Origin of the sequence: Salmonella sp. NW177 (genome assembly GCF_051811585.1) — a bacterium.
In the GTDB taxonomy this organism is placed as follows: Bacteria; Pseudomonadota; Gammaproteobacteria; order Enterobacterales; family Enterobacteriaceae; genus Salmonella; species Salmonella enterica.
In genome coordinates, this window is the sequence record NZ_JAMMZV010000010.1 from 23558 (window position 1) to 40215 (window position 16658).

17 protein-coding genes are annotated in these 16658 nt (G+C 52.0%); 6 read left to right on the forward strand and 11 right to left on the reverse strand.

Annotated features, from left to right (window positions below; genetic code table 11):
• Window positions 1–116: 116 nt before the first annotated feature.
• The 8 genes from ompL to yihU all read right to left on the reverse strand — a co-directional run bounded on the left by ompL (window position 117) and on the right by yihU (window position 9767).
• Window positions 117–809: a porin OmpL gene (ompL, locus tag NA986_RS21885; RefSeq protein WP_198889149.1), complete on the reverse strand. Its 693-nt coding sequence runs from the start codon at window positions 807–809 to the stop codon at window positions 117–119.
• A 67-nt stretch (window positions 810–876) separates the two neighbouring features.
• A complete protein-coding gene (locus NA986_RS21890) occupies window positions 877–2298 on the reverse strand; it encodes an MFS transporter (protein ID WP_000064891.1) in 1422 nt (473 codons plus the stop codon).
• Window positions 2299–2343: 45 nt separating this feature from the next.
• Complete coding sequence (locus tag NA986_RS21895; RefSeq protein WP_000084250.1) at window positions 2344–3726, reverse strand: MFS transporter; 1383 nt, start codon at window positions 3724–3726, stop codon at window positions 2344–2346.
• A 45-nt stretch (window positions 3727–3771) separates the two neighbouring features.
• Window positions 3772–5808: an alpha-glucosidase gene (locus tag NA986_RS21900; protein ID WP_023181419.1), complete on the reverse strand. Its 2037-nt coding sequence runs from the start codon at window positions 5806–5808 to the stop codon at window positions 3772–3774.
• A gap of 43 nt (window positions 5809–5851) precedes the next feature.
• A complete protein-coding gene (locus NA986_RS21905) occupies window positions 5852–6709 on the reverse strand; it encodes an aldose-1-epimerase (protein WP_023166960.1) in 858 nt (285 codons plus the stop codon).
• 3 nt (window positions 6710–6712) lie between these two features.
• Window positions 6713–7954, reverse strand: a complete 1242-nt coding sequence (gene yihS / locus NA986_RS21910) for a sulfoquinovose isomerase (protein ID WP_000870942.1) — start codon at window positions 7952–7954, stop codon at window positions 6713–6715.
• Between the two features lie 15 nt (window positions 7955–7969).
• Entirely contained in the window at window positions 7970–8848 is an 879-nt protein-coding gene (gene yihT / locus NA986_RS21915) for a sulfofructosephosphate aldolase (protein ID WP_001067413.1), read from the reverse strand.
• Window positions 8849–8870: 22 nt separating this feature from the next.
• The gene (gene yihU / locus NA986_RS21920) at window positions 8871–9767 is read right to left on the reverse strand and encodes a sulfolactaldehyde 3-reductase (protein WP_000268251.1); all 897 of its coding nucleotides are present in this window, start codon (window positions 9765–9767) and stop codon (window positions 8871–8873) included.
• 164 nt (window positions 9768–9931) lie between these two features.
• Between yihU and NA986_RS21925 the strand changes: the two genes are divergently transcribed.
• The 6 genes from NA986_RS21925 (at window position 9932) to fabY (ending at window position 14738) form a co-directional block, all read left to right on the forward strand.
• Window positions 9932–10828, forward strand: a complete 897-nt coding sequence (locus NA986_RS21925) for a sugar kinase (protein WP_001520529.1) — start codon at window positions 9932–9934, stop codon at window positions 10826–10828.
• A gap of 33 nt (window positions 10829–10861) precedes the next feature.
• Window positions 10862–11665 carry a DeoR/GlpR family DNA-binding transcription regulator gene (locus tag NA986_RS21930; RefSeq protein WP_000059693.1) on the forward strand — a complete coding sequence of 268 codons (804 nt, stop codon included), beginning with the start codon at window positions 10862–10864 and terminating at the stop codon, window positions 11663–11665.
• Between the two features lie 190 nt (window positions 11666–11855).
• Complete coding sequence (gene yihX / locus NA986_RS21935) at window positions 11856–12455, forward strand: glucose-1-phosphatase (RefSeq protein ID WP_000965695.1); 600 nt, start codon at window positions 11856–11858, stop codon at window positions 12453–12455.
• Window positions 12449–13318, forward strand: coding sequence for a virulence factor BrkB family protein (locus NA986_RS21940; RefSeq protein ID WP_023203606.1), 870 nt, complete (start codon window positions 12449–12451; stop codon window positions 13316–13318). The genes yihX and NA986_RS21940 overlap by 7 nt, the downstream gene beginning before the upstream one ends.
• Window positions 13315–13752 carry a D-aminoacyl-tRNA deacylase gene (gene dtd, locus NA986_RS21945; RefSeq protein WP_000560969.1) on the forward strand — a complete coding sequence of 146 codons (438 nt, stop codon included), beginning with the start codon at window positions 13315–13317 and terminating at the stop codon, window positions 13750–13752. The genes NA986_RS21940 and dtd overlap by 4 nt, the downstream gene beginning before the upstream one ends.
• 44 nt (window positions 13753–13796) lie before the next feature.
• Window positions 13797–14738, forward strand: a complete 942-nt coding sequence (fabY, locus tag NA986_RS21950; protein ID WP_001518251.1) for a fatty acid biosynthesis protein FabY — start codon at window positions 13797–13799, stop codon at window positions 14736–14738.
• Between the two features lie 14 nt (window positions 14739–14752).
• Here fabY and NA986_RS21955 read toward each other — a convergent pair whose 3' ends face one another.
• The 3 genes from NA986_RS21955 to NA986_RS21965 all read right to left on the reverse strand — a co-directional run bounded on the left by NA986_RS21955 (window position 14753) and on the right by NA986_RS21965 (window position 16522).
• Window positions 14753–15199, reverse strand: coding sequence for a helix-turn-helix domain-containing protein (locus tag NA986_RS21955; protein WP_031618981.1), 447 nt, complete (start codon window positions 15197–15199; stop codon window positions 14753–14755).
• Window positions 15196–15507, reverse strand: coding sequence for a type II toxin-antitoxin system HigB family toxin (locus NA986_RS21960; protein ID WP_023216604.1), 312 nt, complete (start codon window positions 15505–15507; stop codon window positions 15196–15198). Before NA986_RS21960 ends, NA986_RS21955 begins: the two co-directional genes overlap by 4 nt.
• An 85-nt stretch (window positions 15508–15592) precedes the next feature.
• Entirely contained in the window at window positions 15593–16522 is a 930-nt protein-coding gene (locus NA986_RS21965) for an alpha/beta hydrolase (protein WP_198889148.1), read from the reverse strand.
• Window positions 16523–16658 lie beyond the last annotated feature (136 nt).

Genomic DNA, 16658 nt, shown 5'->3' on the forward strand with positions numbered 1-16658 from the left:
TTGCGAATATTATCATGGCGCTTAGGGGCGGGATATCGGGAGTCTGATTCAGGATGAATGAGCGGGCAGAACAACTACCCGCTGTGATGCAGATTCGGAAAATAGAGGCGATAATATCAGAAGAAATACTTCGCCCCGATACGAATCTGGTTTTGCTCTCTATGGTAGGGGCCCACGTTACGATCTAACCAGCGTAATTCAAAGTAGGGCAGCCAGTGTTCATTGATACGATAACGGAAGGTGTTAGTGATTTCCCAATGATGCTTCGTACCATTACTACTATTAAAATCATTAACGTTATAAAAATAGTGTGATTCAAAGGTATAAGAAAATTTATCGGTAATGATAAAATTCCAATAGTTACCGATTTCATAGCTGTCATTATTATCCAGTTCGCCATTCAAATCGGTTGAACTATAATTATTGTGATTATATCGGTTACGTACCGTAAGATTAAACCACGGGGTAAATTTATAGTTAACATCCAGATAGACGGCGCCGCCGGAACCAATGCTTTTGTCGTTTATTAACCCGCCAGGCTGGATGGTTAATTTATCTGTAGGTTTAAATAATGGATACCAGCCCTCAATCTCATTATAACCGTGCTTTAATTCATCATCACGCTGTAGCGTATAGGTATTGGTCAACATAATTCCGGCCCCCATATCGGAGTTATAGCCGACGCGCAGCATAAACTCCATTTGGTCAGACGCCAGGTTATAGGCCTCACGGTTTTCTACATAAGCGCCAGCAAAAACAGAGGTGGATATTACTGAAGTTAATATCACTAGAGTATTCAGAGATTTCATAATAAATCCATTTTTCAAATATAGGGAAGCCGCCATCCATCGGGATGGATAAAGCGGCAAGCGTCGTTTAATTATTTACAGTAGAAATACTTTGTTTATTATTAGTCGCGACAATTTGATTACCTGTTTTCTTTCGTTGGGCAATTTCCTCGATAATAAAAGCGAAACGTTGTTCATTGAGCTTATAAAAAAAGCCCATCGTTAGTGCTGCGATAATGGCAAGACCGCAAGGCCATAAAAAAATGAGCTGACGCAAACCAAGCAACGTGGTGTCACTTTGAGCTATGTTGGGGATATAACCGATTTGCGTCAGCATAATACCTGGCAAAAAGCCAGCAAGCGCAGCGGAAATTTTGCGGGAAAAGGTATAACCCGTATACACCGAGCCTTCAGCGCGAATACCCGTTTTCCATTCACCGTAGTCAACCGTATCCGGAACCAGCGCCCAGTTCAGGCTGTTGACGAAAGCGGTACCGAAGAAGGCGATACAAGAGAAAATAACAAACAGGAATGACGTTCCGCCCCAGATAAAATTCAGGATATCGCCAACGGCCCACAATATCAGACCACCAAGATAAACCTGTTTTTTCCCGAAGCGTTTTACCACAGCAGGTACTAATAAAACACCAATCAGGATACAGCCCATGCTGAAAAAACCCATCCATGACAACAAATGAATATCGTTCAGCACGTATTGAGTGTAATAAACCTGAATGGCCAGCTTGATATTAAAGGCGGCCAGCGTGCACAAATTGGCAACGCAGAGCACCAGCAGCGGCGGATTACGAAAAATCGCGCAGAAGGACTTCAATATGCTGGGTTTATGCGTGTCAGGTACGGTTTCGATATACCGTTCTTTCACCCCGCTAAAGCACCACCACATGCTGAACAGCCCGCAGACCGAAAAGATGACTGCTGCAATCAGATAACCCAGCGAAGGGGAACGGGTAAACAGCGCCTGAATGGGCATAAAACCTACGGTACAAAGAAGAAGGCCAATGGTAGCGCCGCCTTGTCGCCATGCGGCGAGCTGGGCGCGCTCATGCGGATTTTTGGTAATAGCGGGTACCATCGCGCCGTATGAGCAGTTCATCAGGCTGTAGAACAGACCGAACAACATAAACAGCACCGTCGCGAAGGCTGTTTTAACGGGTAAAGTAAAGTGAGTGGCAAAGAATTGCGCAGTAGCAACCAGAGCCACCGGAAATGACGCATACAGAATAAAAGGCCGAAACTTTCCTTTTGCGCCAATATTACGGCGTGAATCCAGCAATACGCCGGTGAGCATATCGGTAAAAGCAGTGAAGAATTTCGCCACCAGAAAGATAATTCCACCGTAATATGCAGGCATCCCGAGTTCATCGGTATAAAACTTCAGTAGATACAGCGTACCGATACACAGCATCAGATTTGAGCCGAAATCGCCCACGCCATAGGCGCATTTTTCCCGCAGGCTCAACTTTAGCGTTAGCGGATCATGATTAGACATAATCGCCTCTCAAAACGCCCCGCAGGGCGTTATATTTTATTGTTGTTAAACCGTATGTTTCCGGGCCTCAATCTCTTCCACAATTCGCACGTACATCTTCTCGTTGAGGTTGTAGAAACAGCCCATCGCAATAATGGTGATGACCGCCAGCACGCAAGGATATATAAAGATCAACTGGCGTAGGCCTTCGACGGTGCCTGCCGATTGCACCACATTCGGGATATAACCGATTTGCGTCAGCATCCAGCCGGGGAAGAACCCTGCCAGCGCCTGGGAGACCTTACGGAAGAACGTGAAGCCGGTGTAAACCGTCCCTTCCGAGCGGACGCCGGTGCGCCATTCACCGTACTCCACCGTGTCGGAAACCAGCGCCCAGTTCAGGCTGTTGACGAAGGCGGAACCGAAGAACGCCAGGCAGGAGAAGGCGACAAAACTGACCGAGCCGCCGCCAAAGAAGTAGTTGAGCAGATCGCCCGCCACCCATATTAACAGCCCGCCGATATAGACTTTCTTCTTGCCAAAACGCCTGACTGCGCCGGGCATCAAAAAGACGCCGATAAAAATACAGCCCATGCTAAAGAAGCCCATCCAGGAGAGGAGGATCGGGTCGTTAAGAACGTACTGTGTGTAATAAACCTGAATCGCCAGTTTGACGTTGAAGGCGCCGAGAGTACAAAGGTTGGCGATACACAGAATAAACAGCGGACGGTTACCGGCGATGGCGCGGAACGACTGCAATAATCCGGGCTTTTGCGCGTTATCGACAGGTTTCACTTCGACGTAGCGCTCTTTAACGCCGGCGTAGCACAGCCACATAAATAGCAGGCCAAACAATGAAAATAGCGTGGCGGCGAAAATATAGCTGAGTTGGGCATTGCCTTCGATCAGGTTCATGACCGGCACAAAGCCAACGGTACACAGCAGCAGGCCGAGAGTGGCGCCGCCCTGACGCCAGGCGGCAAGCGAGGCGCGTTCATCCGGGTTCTTGGTAATCGCGGGCACCATCGCGCCATACGAGCAGTTCATCATGCTGAAAACCAGCCCGTACAGCATAAACAGCATCGTTGCGACGACGGTTTTTCCCGTCACCTCAAACGGTGTGCCGACAAAGTTAGCAATCGCCAGTAGCGTTACCGGAAATGCCGCGTAAAGCACGAACGGGCGGAATTTGCCCTTCGGACCAATTTTACGCCGCGAGTCGAGCATAATGCCGGTACCCATATCGGTAAATGCGGTAAAAAATTTGGCGATCAGGAAAATGATCCCGCCGTAAGTCCCTGGTAAACCCAGCACATCGGTATAAAATTTGAGTAAATAGAGGGTCCCGATATCTAACAGGATATTGGAACCTAAATCCCCCAGTCCATAGGCAAGTTTTTCTTTAAACGGCAAGCGTAGGGTTGCCGGATTCGATGATGTTTGACTCATTATTCTTCTCCATCTGCCCGCAGGTTTCCCTGCGGGCGAGCCGTATTAGATATTCCGTAAAGAAGCAAAAAGTGAAACCCACTCGCTCTTCGCGCGATAGAAGACCGGCGGCTTGCCAATCGGCGCATCCACGGTAATTTCACCGCCGTGGTGAGCTTCGCCGGTCCAGATATTCACCCAGTGATCTTCCGGCAGGTACAGCGTCCAGTCGCAACGCCCCTGCTCGTGAACCGGCGCGACCAGCAGATCCTGACCGAGCAGATATTGATATTTCAGGGTGTAGGTTGTGGCATCGTTCTCGTAGTGCAGGAATAGCGGACGCATGACCGGCAGACCGGTAGCCGCGTTTTGCGCCACCGCCTGCTTGAGATACGGTTTCAGCGTGGTAAAGACGGTGGTCATGCGGGCAAAGTGGGCAATAGTTTCCGCGTCGCCGTCGAACTGCCAGTTATCGCCGGGGCGGTTGCCTTCATGGGTGCGCATCATCGGCGTAAAGGCGCTGAAATCGCACCAGCGCAGCAGCAACTCTTTGCTGCGTTTCATGTCAAACAGGGTGGTGTAGCCGCCGATATCGCTGTGATGCAGACCATGGCCGGTCATCGCCAGCGACAATGCCGCAGGCACTACAGAGGCCAGACCATCATCAAGGCTCCAGTCAACGTTCTGGTCGCCTGCCCACATCATGGTGGAATATTTCTGACTGCCGGTGTAACCCGCACGCATAAAGAACAGGATCTCGCCGAGCTTGCCGGTCTCCTGTAGCGCTTCGTAGTTACATTTCGCCCACAGCGCAGGCCAGGCGTTATGCATGATCTCGGCGCTGACGCCGTTGTGCAGATACGTGTCGGTCGGCAGATATTCGCCGAAATCCGCCATCCAGCCGCTGCAGCCGAGCGCGATCATGTTCTTTTTGATGACGTCTTTGAACCAGTCGTAAGCTTCAGGATTGGTCAGATCGACCACGCCGCCATAGAATTCGCCAAACTCGACCAGATAGTCGCCGCCCGTGGCGTCTTTCGCCAGATAGCCGTGTTTCGCCGCCTCAGCGCAGAGGTCTTTATCACTGGCGACGTATGGGTTGATATAAGAGAGGAACTGGACGCCTTCTTCTTTCCACTGTTTGATACGGCTATCCAGCTGTGGATAGTTGTCGCTATTCCACTTCCAGTTCCACATCACGCGCTTGCCAAAGGAGGTCATGCGGATACCGGACCAGTCCTGCGCCCAAATACCGTTCACTTTTACGCCTGCGTTGCGCATGGTATCCAGTTTTTGCTGGCAAACTTCCGTACCGCCCTGAATGCCTAGCGTGACGCCGTCATAAACCCAGTCCGGCAGCTCCGGCTGGCGGCCTAACAGCGCAGTCAGTTTTTCCAGCAGGGCGATGTAGGTGTCGGCACACTCAAAACGCAGCGTAGTTTTATCTTCCCACAGCGCCAGTTCGTGATACTCCGGCGCGCTGAAGTCGAAATTCATATAGCAGCTATTATCGACGTGGCAGTAATACTTCTGCGTGCTGACAAAGGTCGGTTGCGGGAAGAAGGTCCAGTAATAGTCGCCGCCGGCGTTCTCTTTACAGTCTGCCTGCCAGGTGACATAGCTGGTTTTATTACGGCCAACGCCCTGTTCGCTGGTCCACAGCGGGAACGGCTTGCCGCGCAAATCGAAATAAGAGAACTGTTCGCCGCAGCCGTAGATATGGTCGTCTGGATTAGCTGCGAGGCGTAACCAGATACGGTTATGGTGCAGGTCGTCGTTTTGCAGATCCAGCTGCAGGCGTCCCGCCTCATCGGTGGAGATGCGAAGGGTGGCGCTAATTGTTGCGCCACGGCTGAATTGTACCAGCCAGCCGTCAGGTAGCTCGCTGACGGTGGCCTCCGTTAATGCAATCTTTTCGTTAAGTTTGTCTTTGATGCTAAAGTTGCCGCGAAACATGTCAATGTCGGCAACGCCCGCGCCAATCCACAGACAGGGATTTTCGGTGCTGTGACGTAAAATCAGGCGCTGTTGCCAGCTAAGCGCAAAACCATCCTGTGATGTTGTCAGTTCAAAATCGGTTGACCGTTGTGGTAGAGAATTCATTGTAATCTCCGTGAATGTAGGGTAATTCGGTAATCCATTTGGGCTAGTCGCAGCCGATGGAAAAATGCAGTTGATGGATCGCTTTTGGGGCAAGATGAATCAGTGCGATCCCGGAATTAAATGCATCGGGCGGGCAGCTCATAGGCTCTACCGCGAGACCTTTTCGGCTGAGTTTTTCGCCGGTATAGATCTGTAGCCAGGGTTGATTGCTGCGTAAAAATGTAGACATGTTCTGCGTTGGGCTGGTAAGTCTGACCTCCCACTCAGCCGGGGTAGTCTCGGTCTTAACCGCATGATCAAGGCGCGTTTCGCCGAGCAGGCATGATGCGGAAAAATCCCTGCCTGCGGGCAATTCCTCGCTTGCAGGCAGTGTTAATACACAGCTATCGATGCTTTGCAGATTACAAGTCAAATAAGGATGTGCGCCCGCGCCATAAGGGGCTGATTCATCGCCAATGTTTTGCGTACGAATAAATACGTGCAGCCCACTGGCGGCATCTAACCGATAAATCACTTCCGATATCAACGCAAAGGGATAGCCGTAAGAGGGCGGCAGAAAAATCGTTAGCGACGCTTCCGTCGCCGACTGATAATTAATCTGCCAGTCTCGCCAGGCTAACAGACCGTGAATGGCGGTCTGCGAAACCGGGTCGTTAACGGCAAGCTGGAAAACCTTGCCGTTATAGGAGTAGCAGCCATTTGTCACGCGATTGGGCCAGGGAATCAATACTTTCCCCAGATGCGCCATGGGTATTTCTTCCGGTTTATGCGGGATGACCACATGGCGTCCATGATGGGTCAGTTCCGCCAGACCTGCGCCAACCGTGACGATTTTCGCCTGGTAATGGCCCGCATTAAGCTGAATAGTTTTTCCACCGCTGTGCATGGCTGCCATCCTCATGACCTATTTCGCGTTGATATCCAGGAGACCCGCCGCGACCGCTGGAGCCAGGCCCGGCGCCAATGGCAGACGAGGAATGACCAGACAGTGCAGCAGATGGTAAATATCTTGCTTACCGTCCCACACTTTGGTGGTCACTTTGTTATCGGCGTCCAGCTCTTGCCACCAGGAACCATTTTCATAGTCCATCAGGTACTTAATGCAGTAGTCCCACCATTTCTGATACCACTCTTCATACTGGCTATCGCCCGTCAGGGTGTAGAGGGCGTAGGCCGTACCCATCGCTTCCACAATCGGCCAGCGCACGCGTTCACGTACGATAGGTTTACCGTCCCAGTCGACTGAGTAGACAAAGCCGTCTGCGCCATCTGGCGCCCAGGCGTCGCGGATAGTGGCATGGAACAGACCTTTCGCGTCTTCCAGCAGCCAGGCGGGCGGCGTTTCGAAGCGGGCCTCCAGCGCAGCATGGAGATGGAGCATCAGACGGCCCCACTCAATCCAGTGACCTGGCGTACCGCCGTAGGCGCGAAAACGGTGGGCAGGATTATCTTTGTTGTAGTCGCGGATAGGGTTCCACTGTGAATCGAAGTGTTCATTGACGCGGTAATCACCGTTGCGCGCCACATCATGAATAATTACCGACGCGATACGCAGCGCGCGATCCAGCCATTTTTTGTCATGGGTAACGTCATAAACAATCAGGAACGCTTCGACGGCGTGCATATTGGCGTTGCCGCCACGGTAGTCTTCGGTTTTGCTAAAGGCTTCATCCCAGGACTCCAGGCACATCTGCTCTTCTTCACTCCAGAAGTATTTCTCAATCACTTCTATGGTGTAATCCAGCAATTTCCTGGCTTCAGGGTGCCCGGTCGTGACGGCGCTGGCCGCGCCCAGCAAGGCGAAGAAGTGTTGATAACCCTGTTTAGAGGCATCTACCACGCCCTGATCGTTAACGCAGGCATACCAGCCGCCGTATTTTTTATCGCGCAGCGCGCCGTTCATGGCTTTGATGCCATGATCGACCAGATCATAAGCGCCCGGTCGGCCCATCGACGCCGCCACGGAATAAACGTGCAACATACGCGCCGTGATCCAAAGATGGGTGCCCATCTCTTCTTTAATTTGCCCTTTATTTCCCAGCCAGCCGAAGCCTGTCGGCACCACGGCGTTTTTACCGAAATTAAAGATGCGGTCGGTTTCCTGCTCCAGCCAGCGGTTGTGGCTCAACGTGTTAAACCATTTCATTCTTTCATCCTCGTATTAACGACGTTTCGCCATCATTTCATCGACGATCTCGCCCAGACGTTGCAACTTAGGCGCGGAAACATCACGTAGCATCAGCTCGGTATCCGGTAAACCAATCACTGATGACCAGACCGCGCGTCCCGCCAGGAACCCGGATGCGCCAGCTTCCATGGCGACCCTGACCGCGCGAGGGAACAGTTTTTCGTCCACACCGGAAGAGAGGATGACCCACGGCATATTGATATGCCCATTCAGGCGTTGTGAGGCGGTAAGAAGATCGGAACGCGCGCCTTTGCCGTAGAGCGGCATTTCAACTTTGTAAAGATCGGCGCCGCTGTCGCCCAGCTCTTTGGCCGCATCGATAATCGCCTGCTCGCGATCGAACTTGTCGCCGCAGCGCGGCGGACGAACAACCGGTTCGATAATGCTCAGCAAACCATTGGAGTGACATAATTCATTGAATTCTTTGACCATATCCAGACGCTGCTGCGCGTCTTCATCGCTGCGCCACAGCACCAACAGTTTTAAGGCTTTCGCGCCATCCCGTTTTACCGCCTGCGCATTAATTTTTTTATCAATGACCACGTTATCAACGGGAATACCGTTGCCCGGGATGAAATCATCCGCCGCGACGATCATGGCGCAGCTTTTAGCGACCGCGTTTTGTTCTACGGCCTGGCGATAACAGAACTGCTGATCCAGCAGAACGGCAGAGGCATACGGGGAAAGAATTTTCGCCGCATTCACTTTGAAATCCGTCAGCACGCTATCGGCAACGGGTGTTTTCGCACCAGCAGCAGCAAACATTAAACGCATCGCCTCGCGCTGATCGACAGCCAGCATGGCAAACCCGCCGGACGCTCGCGTAATGTCTTTGATGGTGTAGTTGTTCATTCAATTTTCCTTTATACAGTCGTTACTTTTTTACGTTGGCGGTCAGCCCGGCGCTGATGCGCACCTGTTCCAGGATGGCGCTCCAGTCTTCCCGACCGCGGCCTGCGGCCCGCGCCAGGTTATAAACTTCACGGGAGGCGGCGCCGAGCGGCATCGGTACGTGCAGTTGATTGGCGACATCCAACGCGATGCCAAGATCTTTGTGCGCCAGATCGATCATGAAGGCGGGAGACAGATCCCCTTTCATCACTTTATTCGGCCAGGTGGTGGTGAAATGCCCTTTGCCTGCGGCAGTGCCGCTCATCACTTTTAAAGCCACGTCGAAGGAAAGCCCCAGCGCTTCACACAGCACGGCGGCTTCGGCGGAGAGCGCATTTAGCGCAATACTCATGTAGTTGTTGATCAGTTTTACGCGAATACCCATTCCCGGGCCGCCGGTGTTGACCAGCTCATTACCCATCGCCATCAGAACAGGGGTAGCGCGCTCTACTTGCTCCGTCGTACCGCCTGCCAGCAGCAACAATGTGCCGGTAATCGCGTTGTCGGATGTCCGGCCTACCGGCACATCCATCATGCTGAACCCTTTGCTCTGCATGTCGGCAATCAGCTTATCGGTTTGCAACGGATGAATAGTGGACATATCAATGACCAGCGCTTCACGGGAAAGAGTTTCACAAACGCCTTGCTCGCCAAACAAAACGGAACGAACCAGATCGCCGTTCGGGAGCATGGTGATAACAAATTCAGCGCCGATGGTTGCCTGAGCCGGGCTGCTTGCAGGTTGCGCGCCTTTGTCTACCAGACGCTGTACGGCGTCGGGATTAACATCGAAGACGCTGAGTTGATGGCCCTGCTTTAGCAGATTGCTCGCCATAGGGGAGCCCATCTGTCCCAACCCGATAAATGCTATAACTGCCATATCGTTCTCCTGAACACGGTGGTGTCATTTTTTGTCATTAATGAGCCTTTTTCTGTCTGTTTGTGATCGTATTTGTAATTTATAGTCAAAAAATTGACAGCCGTCACTTTTTAAACATTTCGTGAAATTAAAATGAGCACATCGAAAATGCTTGAGGAATGACCATGGTTCGTATTGCTTGTGTAGGTATTACCGTGATGGATCGCATCTATTACGTGGAAGGATTACCGACAGAAGGGGGTAAATATGTGGCGAAGCGCTATACGGAAGTGGGCGGCGGGCCTGCGGCGACCGCTGCCGTGGCTGCGGCGAAATTGGGCGCGCAGGTGGACTTTATTGGCCGTGTGGGCGATGACGACACCGGAAACAGCCTGCTGGCGGAACTGGAATCCCTGGGGGTAAATACCCGTTATACCCGCCGCTACACGCAGGCCATGTCGTCGCAGTCAGCGATTATGGTGGATGCCAAAGGAGAGCGGATTATCGTTAATTATCCCAGCCCGGATTTATTACCTGACGCCGACTGGCTTAACGACATCGATTTTTCGCAGTGGGATGTGGTGTTGGCGGATGTGCGCTGGCATGACGGCGCAAAACAGGCGTTTACGCTGGCGCGTCAGGCTGGCGTCATGACTGTTCTTGATGGCGATATTACGCCGCAGGATATTAGCGAGCTGGTGGCGTTAAGCGACCACGCCGCCTTCTCCGAGCCAGGGCTGGCACGCCTGACGGGGATGAGCGAAGCCATTGATGCGCTAAAAAAAGCACAAATGCTCACAAATGGACATGTCTATGTCACGCGAGGCAGTGAAGGCTGCAACTGGTTGGAAAAAGCGGCGGTACGCCACCAACCGGGTTTTACCGTGGAGGTGGTGGATACTACCGGCGCGGGCGATGTTTTTCATGGCGCACTGGCATTTGGCCTGGCAAGCGGATACGCCATCGAAGAGGCTGTCAGATTCGCCAGCGGCGTTGCCGCGCTGAAGTGTACGCGCCCAGGTGGCCGGGCGGGTATCCCTGATTGTGAGCAAACCCGATCTTTCTTGTCACTTTTTGTATAATATGAGCAGTAGGAAGCTTTTAGAGGAATGCTCATGAGTCTTACCGAACTGACCGGTAATCCGCGACACGATCGGCTGTTAATGCTTATTGATGAGCGCGGCTATATGAATATCGATGAGTTAGCCAGTTTGTTGGAGGTCTCTACCCAGACGGTTCGCCGCGATATTCGTAAATTAAGCGAGCAGGGGCTGATTACGCGTCATCACGGCGGCGCTGGCAGAGCGTCCAGTGTGGTCAATACCGCCTTTGAGCAGCGAGAGGTCTCCTGGACGCAAGAGAAAAAAGCCATTGCGGAAGCCGTGGCTGACTATATTCCGGATGGCTCCACGATATTTATCACGATTGGAACGACGGTTGAGCAGGTGGCGCGCGCGCTGCTCAACCATAATCATCTGCGCATTATCACCAATAGCCTGCGCGTCGCGCACATTCTTTATAATAACCCTCGCTTTGAAGTGATGGTGCCTGGCGGCACGCTGCGCCCGCATAATAGCGGCATTATCGGGCCATCCGCGGCGGCGTTTGTCGCGGGGTTCCGGGCGGACTATCTCGTCACCAGCGTAGGCGCGATAGAGAGCGATGGCGCGTTACTGGAGTTTGATGTCAACGAAGCCAGCGTAGTGAAAACCATGATGGCCCACTCGCGACATATTTTGCTGGCCGCCGATCATACGAAATACCATGCTTCTGCGGCGGTTGAGATCGGCAATGTGTCACAGATTACCGCTCTGTTTACGGACGAGTATCCCGGTCCGGCATTACAGAATTTACTTCAATCCCAGCAAATCGAAGTGGTTCAGGTGAGTCCTTCGCTGGACGACGCCGTTTCAGCGTGACAAGCGCCCTTGCGCCGGAGGGTCGCGTCAGCGCTTTATCCGGCCAATAAAACGGCGCTGTGATGCAGGCGATATTGGGCATCGTCTGCGTTTCTATTGTCTTTTTGTTAATTGATTTATAAAGGGATACATAGTCAAACTTCTCCTTTCCCGCTACAGTTATTCATCCCCGGTTAGCAAGGAGAATGACATGCTCTACATCTTTGATTTAGGTAATGTGATTGTCGACATCGACTTTAACCGCGTATTAGGTGTGTGGAGCGATCTGAGTCGAGTACCGCTGGCTTCGCTGAAGCAAAAATTTACGATGGGCGAGACTTTTCACCAACATGAACGCGGTGAGATAACGGACGAAGCGTTTGCTGAAGCTTTCTGTCATGAAATGGCGTTATCGCTCAGTTATGAACAATTTGCGCACGGCTGGCAGGCGGTATTTGTCGGGTTACGGCCCGAAGTGATTGCTATCATGCATAAACTGCGCGAGCAGGGGCATCGCGTGGTGGTGCTATCCAATACTAACCGACTGCATACCCACTTCTGGCCGGAGGAATACCCGGAGGTGCGCGCTGCCGCCGACCATATCTATTTATCGCAGGACTTGGGAATGCGTAAGCCGGAAGCGCGTATTTATCAGCACGTCCTGCAGAAAGAAGGTTTTTCCGCTGCCGATGCGGTCTTTTTCGACGACAATGCCGATAATATAGAAGGGGCCAACCAGTTGGGGATCACCAGCATTCTGGTGAAGGATAAAGCCACCATCCCTGACTATTTCGCGAAGCTGTTATGCTAAAAACCGTTCACCAAAAAGCTGGACGCCATACGCGCCCTGTTCGGGCCTGGCTCAAGCTATTATGGCAGCGTATCGATGAGGATAATATGACGACTCTGGCGGGAAATCTCGCCTATGTCTCATTACTCTCCTTAGTACCGCTTATTGCCGTCGTTTTTGCCCTTTTCGCTGCTTTTCCGATGTTTTCTGATGTCAGCATTCAGTTACGCCATTTTATTTTTGCTAACTTTATGCCAGCCACCGGAGACGTGATTCAGCGCTATATTGAGCAGTTTGTCGCTAACTCCAACAAAATGACGGCGGTGGGCGCCTGTGGACTGATTGTGACGGCATTGCTGTTGATGTACGCCATTGATAGCGCCTTAAACACTATCTGGCGCAGCAAACGCACACGGCCAAAAGTGTACTCTTTTGCGGTGTACTGGATGATCCTCACGCTCGGCCCGCTTCTCGCCGGCGCCAGCCTGGCAATCAGCTCCTACCTGCTTTCTTTACGCTGGGCCAGCGATCTGAATACGGTCATCGACAATGTATTGCGCATCCTTCCGCTGCTGCTCTCGTGGATCTCATTCTGGTTACTTTACAGTATTGTCCCAACAACTCGCGTACCGAACCGTGACGCCCTTGTCGGCGCGTTTGTCGCAGCGTTGCTGTTCGAGGCCGGAAAGAAAGGTTTCGCGCTTTATATCACCATGTTCCCGTCATATCAGCTCATTTATGGCGTACTGGCAGTGATCCCTATCCTGTTTGTCTGGGTATACTGGACCTGGTGTATAGTCTTGCTTGGCGCAGAAATAACTGTCACTCTCGGGGAATACCGAAAACTCAAACAAGCCGCAGAACAAGAAGCTGACCAACCATGATTGCATTAATTCAACGCGTAACCCGTGCCAGCGTCACCGTGGAGGATGAGGTGACGGGTGAAATCGGCCCAGGACTTTTGGTGTTATTGGGTGTCGAAAAAGAAGATGACGAACAAAAAGCGAATCGTCTGTGCGAGCGCGTGCTGGGATACCGTATCTTCAGCGATGCTGACGGCAAGATGAATCTGAATGTACAACAGGCTGGCGGCAGCGTGCTGGTGGTGTCGCAGTTTACGCTGGCGGCAGATACCGAGCGTGGTATGCGACCAAGCTTTTCTGGCGGGGCTGCGCCGGATCGCGCGCAGGCGCTTTATGAATATTTTGTCGAACGCTGCCGCCAGCAGGCGATAAACACGCAAACCGGACGCTTCGCTGCCGATATGCAGGTTGAGCTGGTTAATGACGGTCCCGTGACATTCTGGCTCCAGGTATGAGTCAGCTTCCGGCGTGGCCGCGGATAACAAGAGAGAGTACGGCTATGTATCACCTTCGAGTTCCGCAAACAGAAGAAGAATTAGAACGTTACTACCAGTTTCGCTGGGAGATGCTGCGTAAACCGCTGCACCAGCCGAAAGGGTCGGAACGGGATGGCTGGGATGCGTTGGCGCACCATCAAATGGTGGTGGACGAAGAAGGAAATTTAGTTGCAGTGGGCCGCCTGTATATCAATGCAGATAACGAGGCGTCTATTCGTTTTATGGCTGTACATCCCTCGGTACAGGATAAAGGGCTGGGGACATTAATGGCGATGACCCTGGAGTCTGTCGCCCGCCAGGAAGGCGTTAAGCGCGTCACCTGCAGCGCGCGCGAAGATGCGGTTGAGTTCTTTGCCAAACTCGGATTTGTCAATCAGGGGGAGATTACTACGCCCACAACCACGCCAATCCGCCATTTTCTGATGATTAAACCGGTAGCATCGCTGGATGATATCCTGCATCGCGGCGACTGGTGCGGGCAGCTTCAGCAGGCCTGGTATGAGCACATTCCATTGAGTGAAAAGATGGGGGTGCGCATTCAGCAGTACACCGGGCAAAAATTTATCACCACGATGCCGGAAACCGGTAATCAAAATCCGCATCACACGGTGTTTGCCGGCAGCCTGTTCTCCCTGGCGACGCTGACCGGATGGGGACTTATCTGGCTGATGCTCCGTGAACGCCACCTGGGCGGGACGATTATTCTTGCTGACGCCCATATTCGCTACAGTAAACCCATTAGCGGAAAGCCAAACGCCGTGGCTGATTTGGGGTCGCTAAGCGGTGATTTGGACAGGCTGGCGCGGGGTAAAAAAGCGCGTGTCCAGTTGCAGGTTGAACTGTTGGGCGGCGAGACCGCCGGGGCAATTTTCGAAGGCATTTATATCGTACTACCTGCGAAACCGTTCGGCCCGTATGAAGAGGGCGGCAACGAGGAGGAGTAGCTGGACATATCCAACTACTCGATGAAGGCATCTGCTGGTAGTTTGAAGCGTTGTGTAAGCGCTTTAATATGATTAACCGTTAGTGCTCTGCGGCCATTTAAGATGTTGCTGACGTTCGATTTAGAACCAAGTTCGTTGGCAAGATCTGCTGCTTTGAGACCGTATTGATCCATGAGCGTTCGCAATACTGAAACGCCAGGGGGCGTTTTCTCCAGGTGTTGGTTGAGTGCTTTGAATTCCGGCGCATGTTTTTCGTATTCACTGATTCGGGCACAGAGCAATTCAAATAGTGGGTTTTCAAGATCGTCGTGGTCGACCAGAAACTCCACTAGCGCTAGTGCCCTGCGATACTCATTGTTATTTCGGTCTTCCCCCATCAGTGGGACGGTTTTTACCGCATCGCTGAAGGTATCAACGATCTTTTTTGCGCTGGTTGCATCCATCTGACGATGAGTTCTCATTCTTTATTACCCCGATAATATGCGGTCAGTTTGTCATATTCGGCATGGGAAACGATATGTTTCACAAATATCTTATGTAACCTGAAATCTATGTAGGAAATGAGTCTCAGGCTGTTACCAGAAACATCAATCACCCACCATTGATCTCTGTACTTAAAATTATCCAGTGAAGGAATATACCGCTTCATCTCTTCAGGCTGAGTGAATGTTTTTTTCTCAAGAACATTCAGCAACTCAGTGAGGGCAAGCTCATGGTTTGGATACATGAGCATCGCTTCATTGAACGGTTTTCGGCTGATAACATGCACAATGTAGTTCCATTACAAAGTTTTCAACCTGAAAACAATTTAGCGCAACGTTATCCAGTTTTCAAGTTGAAAACAAAATTGAATTTTAGGTCATTTTGCTTGTTGATGGACTTACAACACGCCAGGCCACATCTCGCATGGCGCTTCGTGCCGCCTGGCTCACGCCTCCGAGCTGGAAAAAGCCATGGATAACACCGAGATAGCGCTGGCAAGTACATTCCACACCCTGTTCCTGGAACCGTTGATACAGGGCCTCGCCCTCATCGCGCAGTGGGTCGAATTCGGCAGTAATGATGTGCGTGGATGGCAGTCCGGCGAAGTCCTCACGCCAGAGCAGACTGGCTTCAGGATGCAGTGGATCGGTTCGCGGCATATACATCTCGTAGCCTGAAAGCAGCGTGTCACGCGTGATAATGTAATCCAGCCCATTACAGGTGTAGCTCGCAAACCTGGCGGTTGCGTCCAGCATGGGGTAGATCAGAATCAGCTGTGCAGGTTGCCATTGACGGGCGGCTTTCAGGCGTAGCGCGGTGACCAGCGCCAGATGCCCACCCGCGCTGTCACCGGCAAGCGTAATGTTCTCGCGATCTATCCCCAGTTTCTGGGCATATTTCCAGATAGTATTAGCTCCGGTTTCGGCATCGTTATGTGCGGCCGGGAAGGTGTGCTCTGGTGCAAGTCGGTACTGTGCCGCAATCACGCGACAACGGCTGTAAAAAGCTAACTGCCTTAACTGGTTATCGTGAGTGGCAAAACCGCCGCTGACAAAGCAGCCACCATGATAATAAATGATGCAGGGTAATTTCCCTGTGGCATTGAGCGGCGAAACCACGCGAAACGTCATGGCATCGAGTTCAATATCTTCAACCTGGACGCGGGTTTCTGTTTCTCCTGCCAGCGTCGTGCTGGCGATGTAGCCCGCCCTCCGGTCATCAATATTCTGTTCGCGAGAAGAGGGGCGTCCCGCCGCGATAAACCCAGCGACCAGTTCGGCAATTCCTTTTTCCAGTGGCATATAACGCTCCTTTGACTGTATGTATGTACAGTTTATAACCTGGTTCGTTGGGGATGGAAAGTGGTGAAACGAGGGGATGATGATTCTGGATAGAGGTTCGCAAAAAATGGAATGCGGTTGGCGCTGGGTTTTTAAT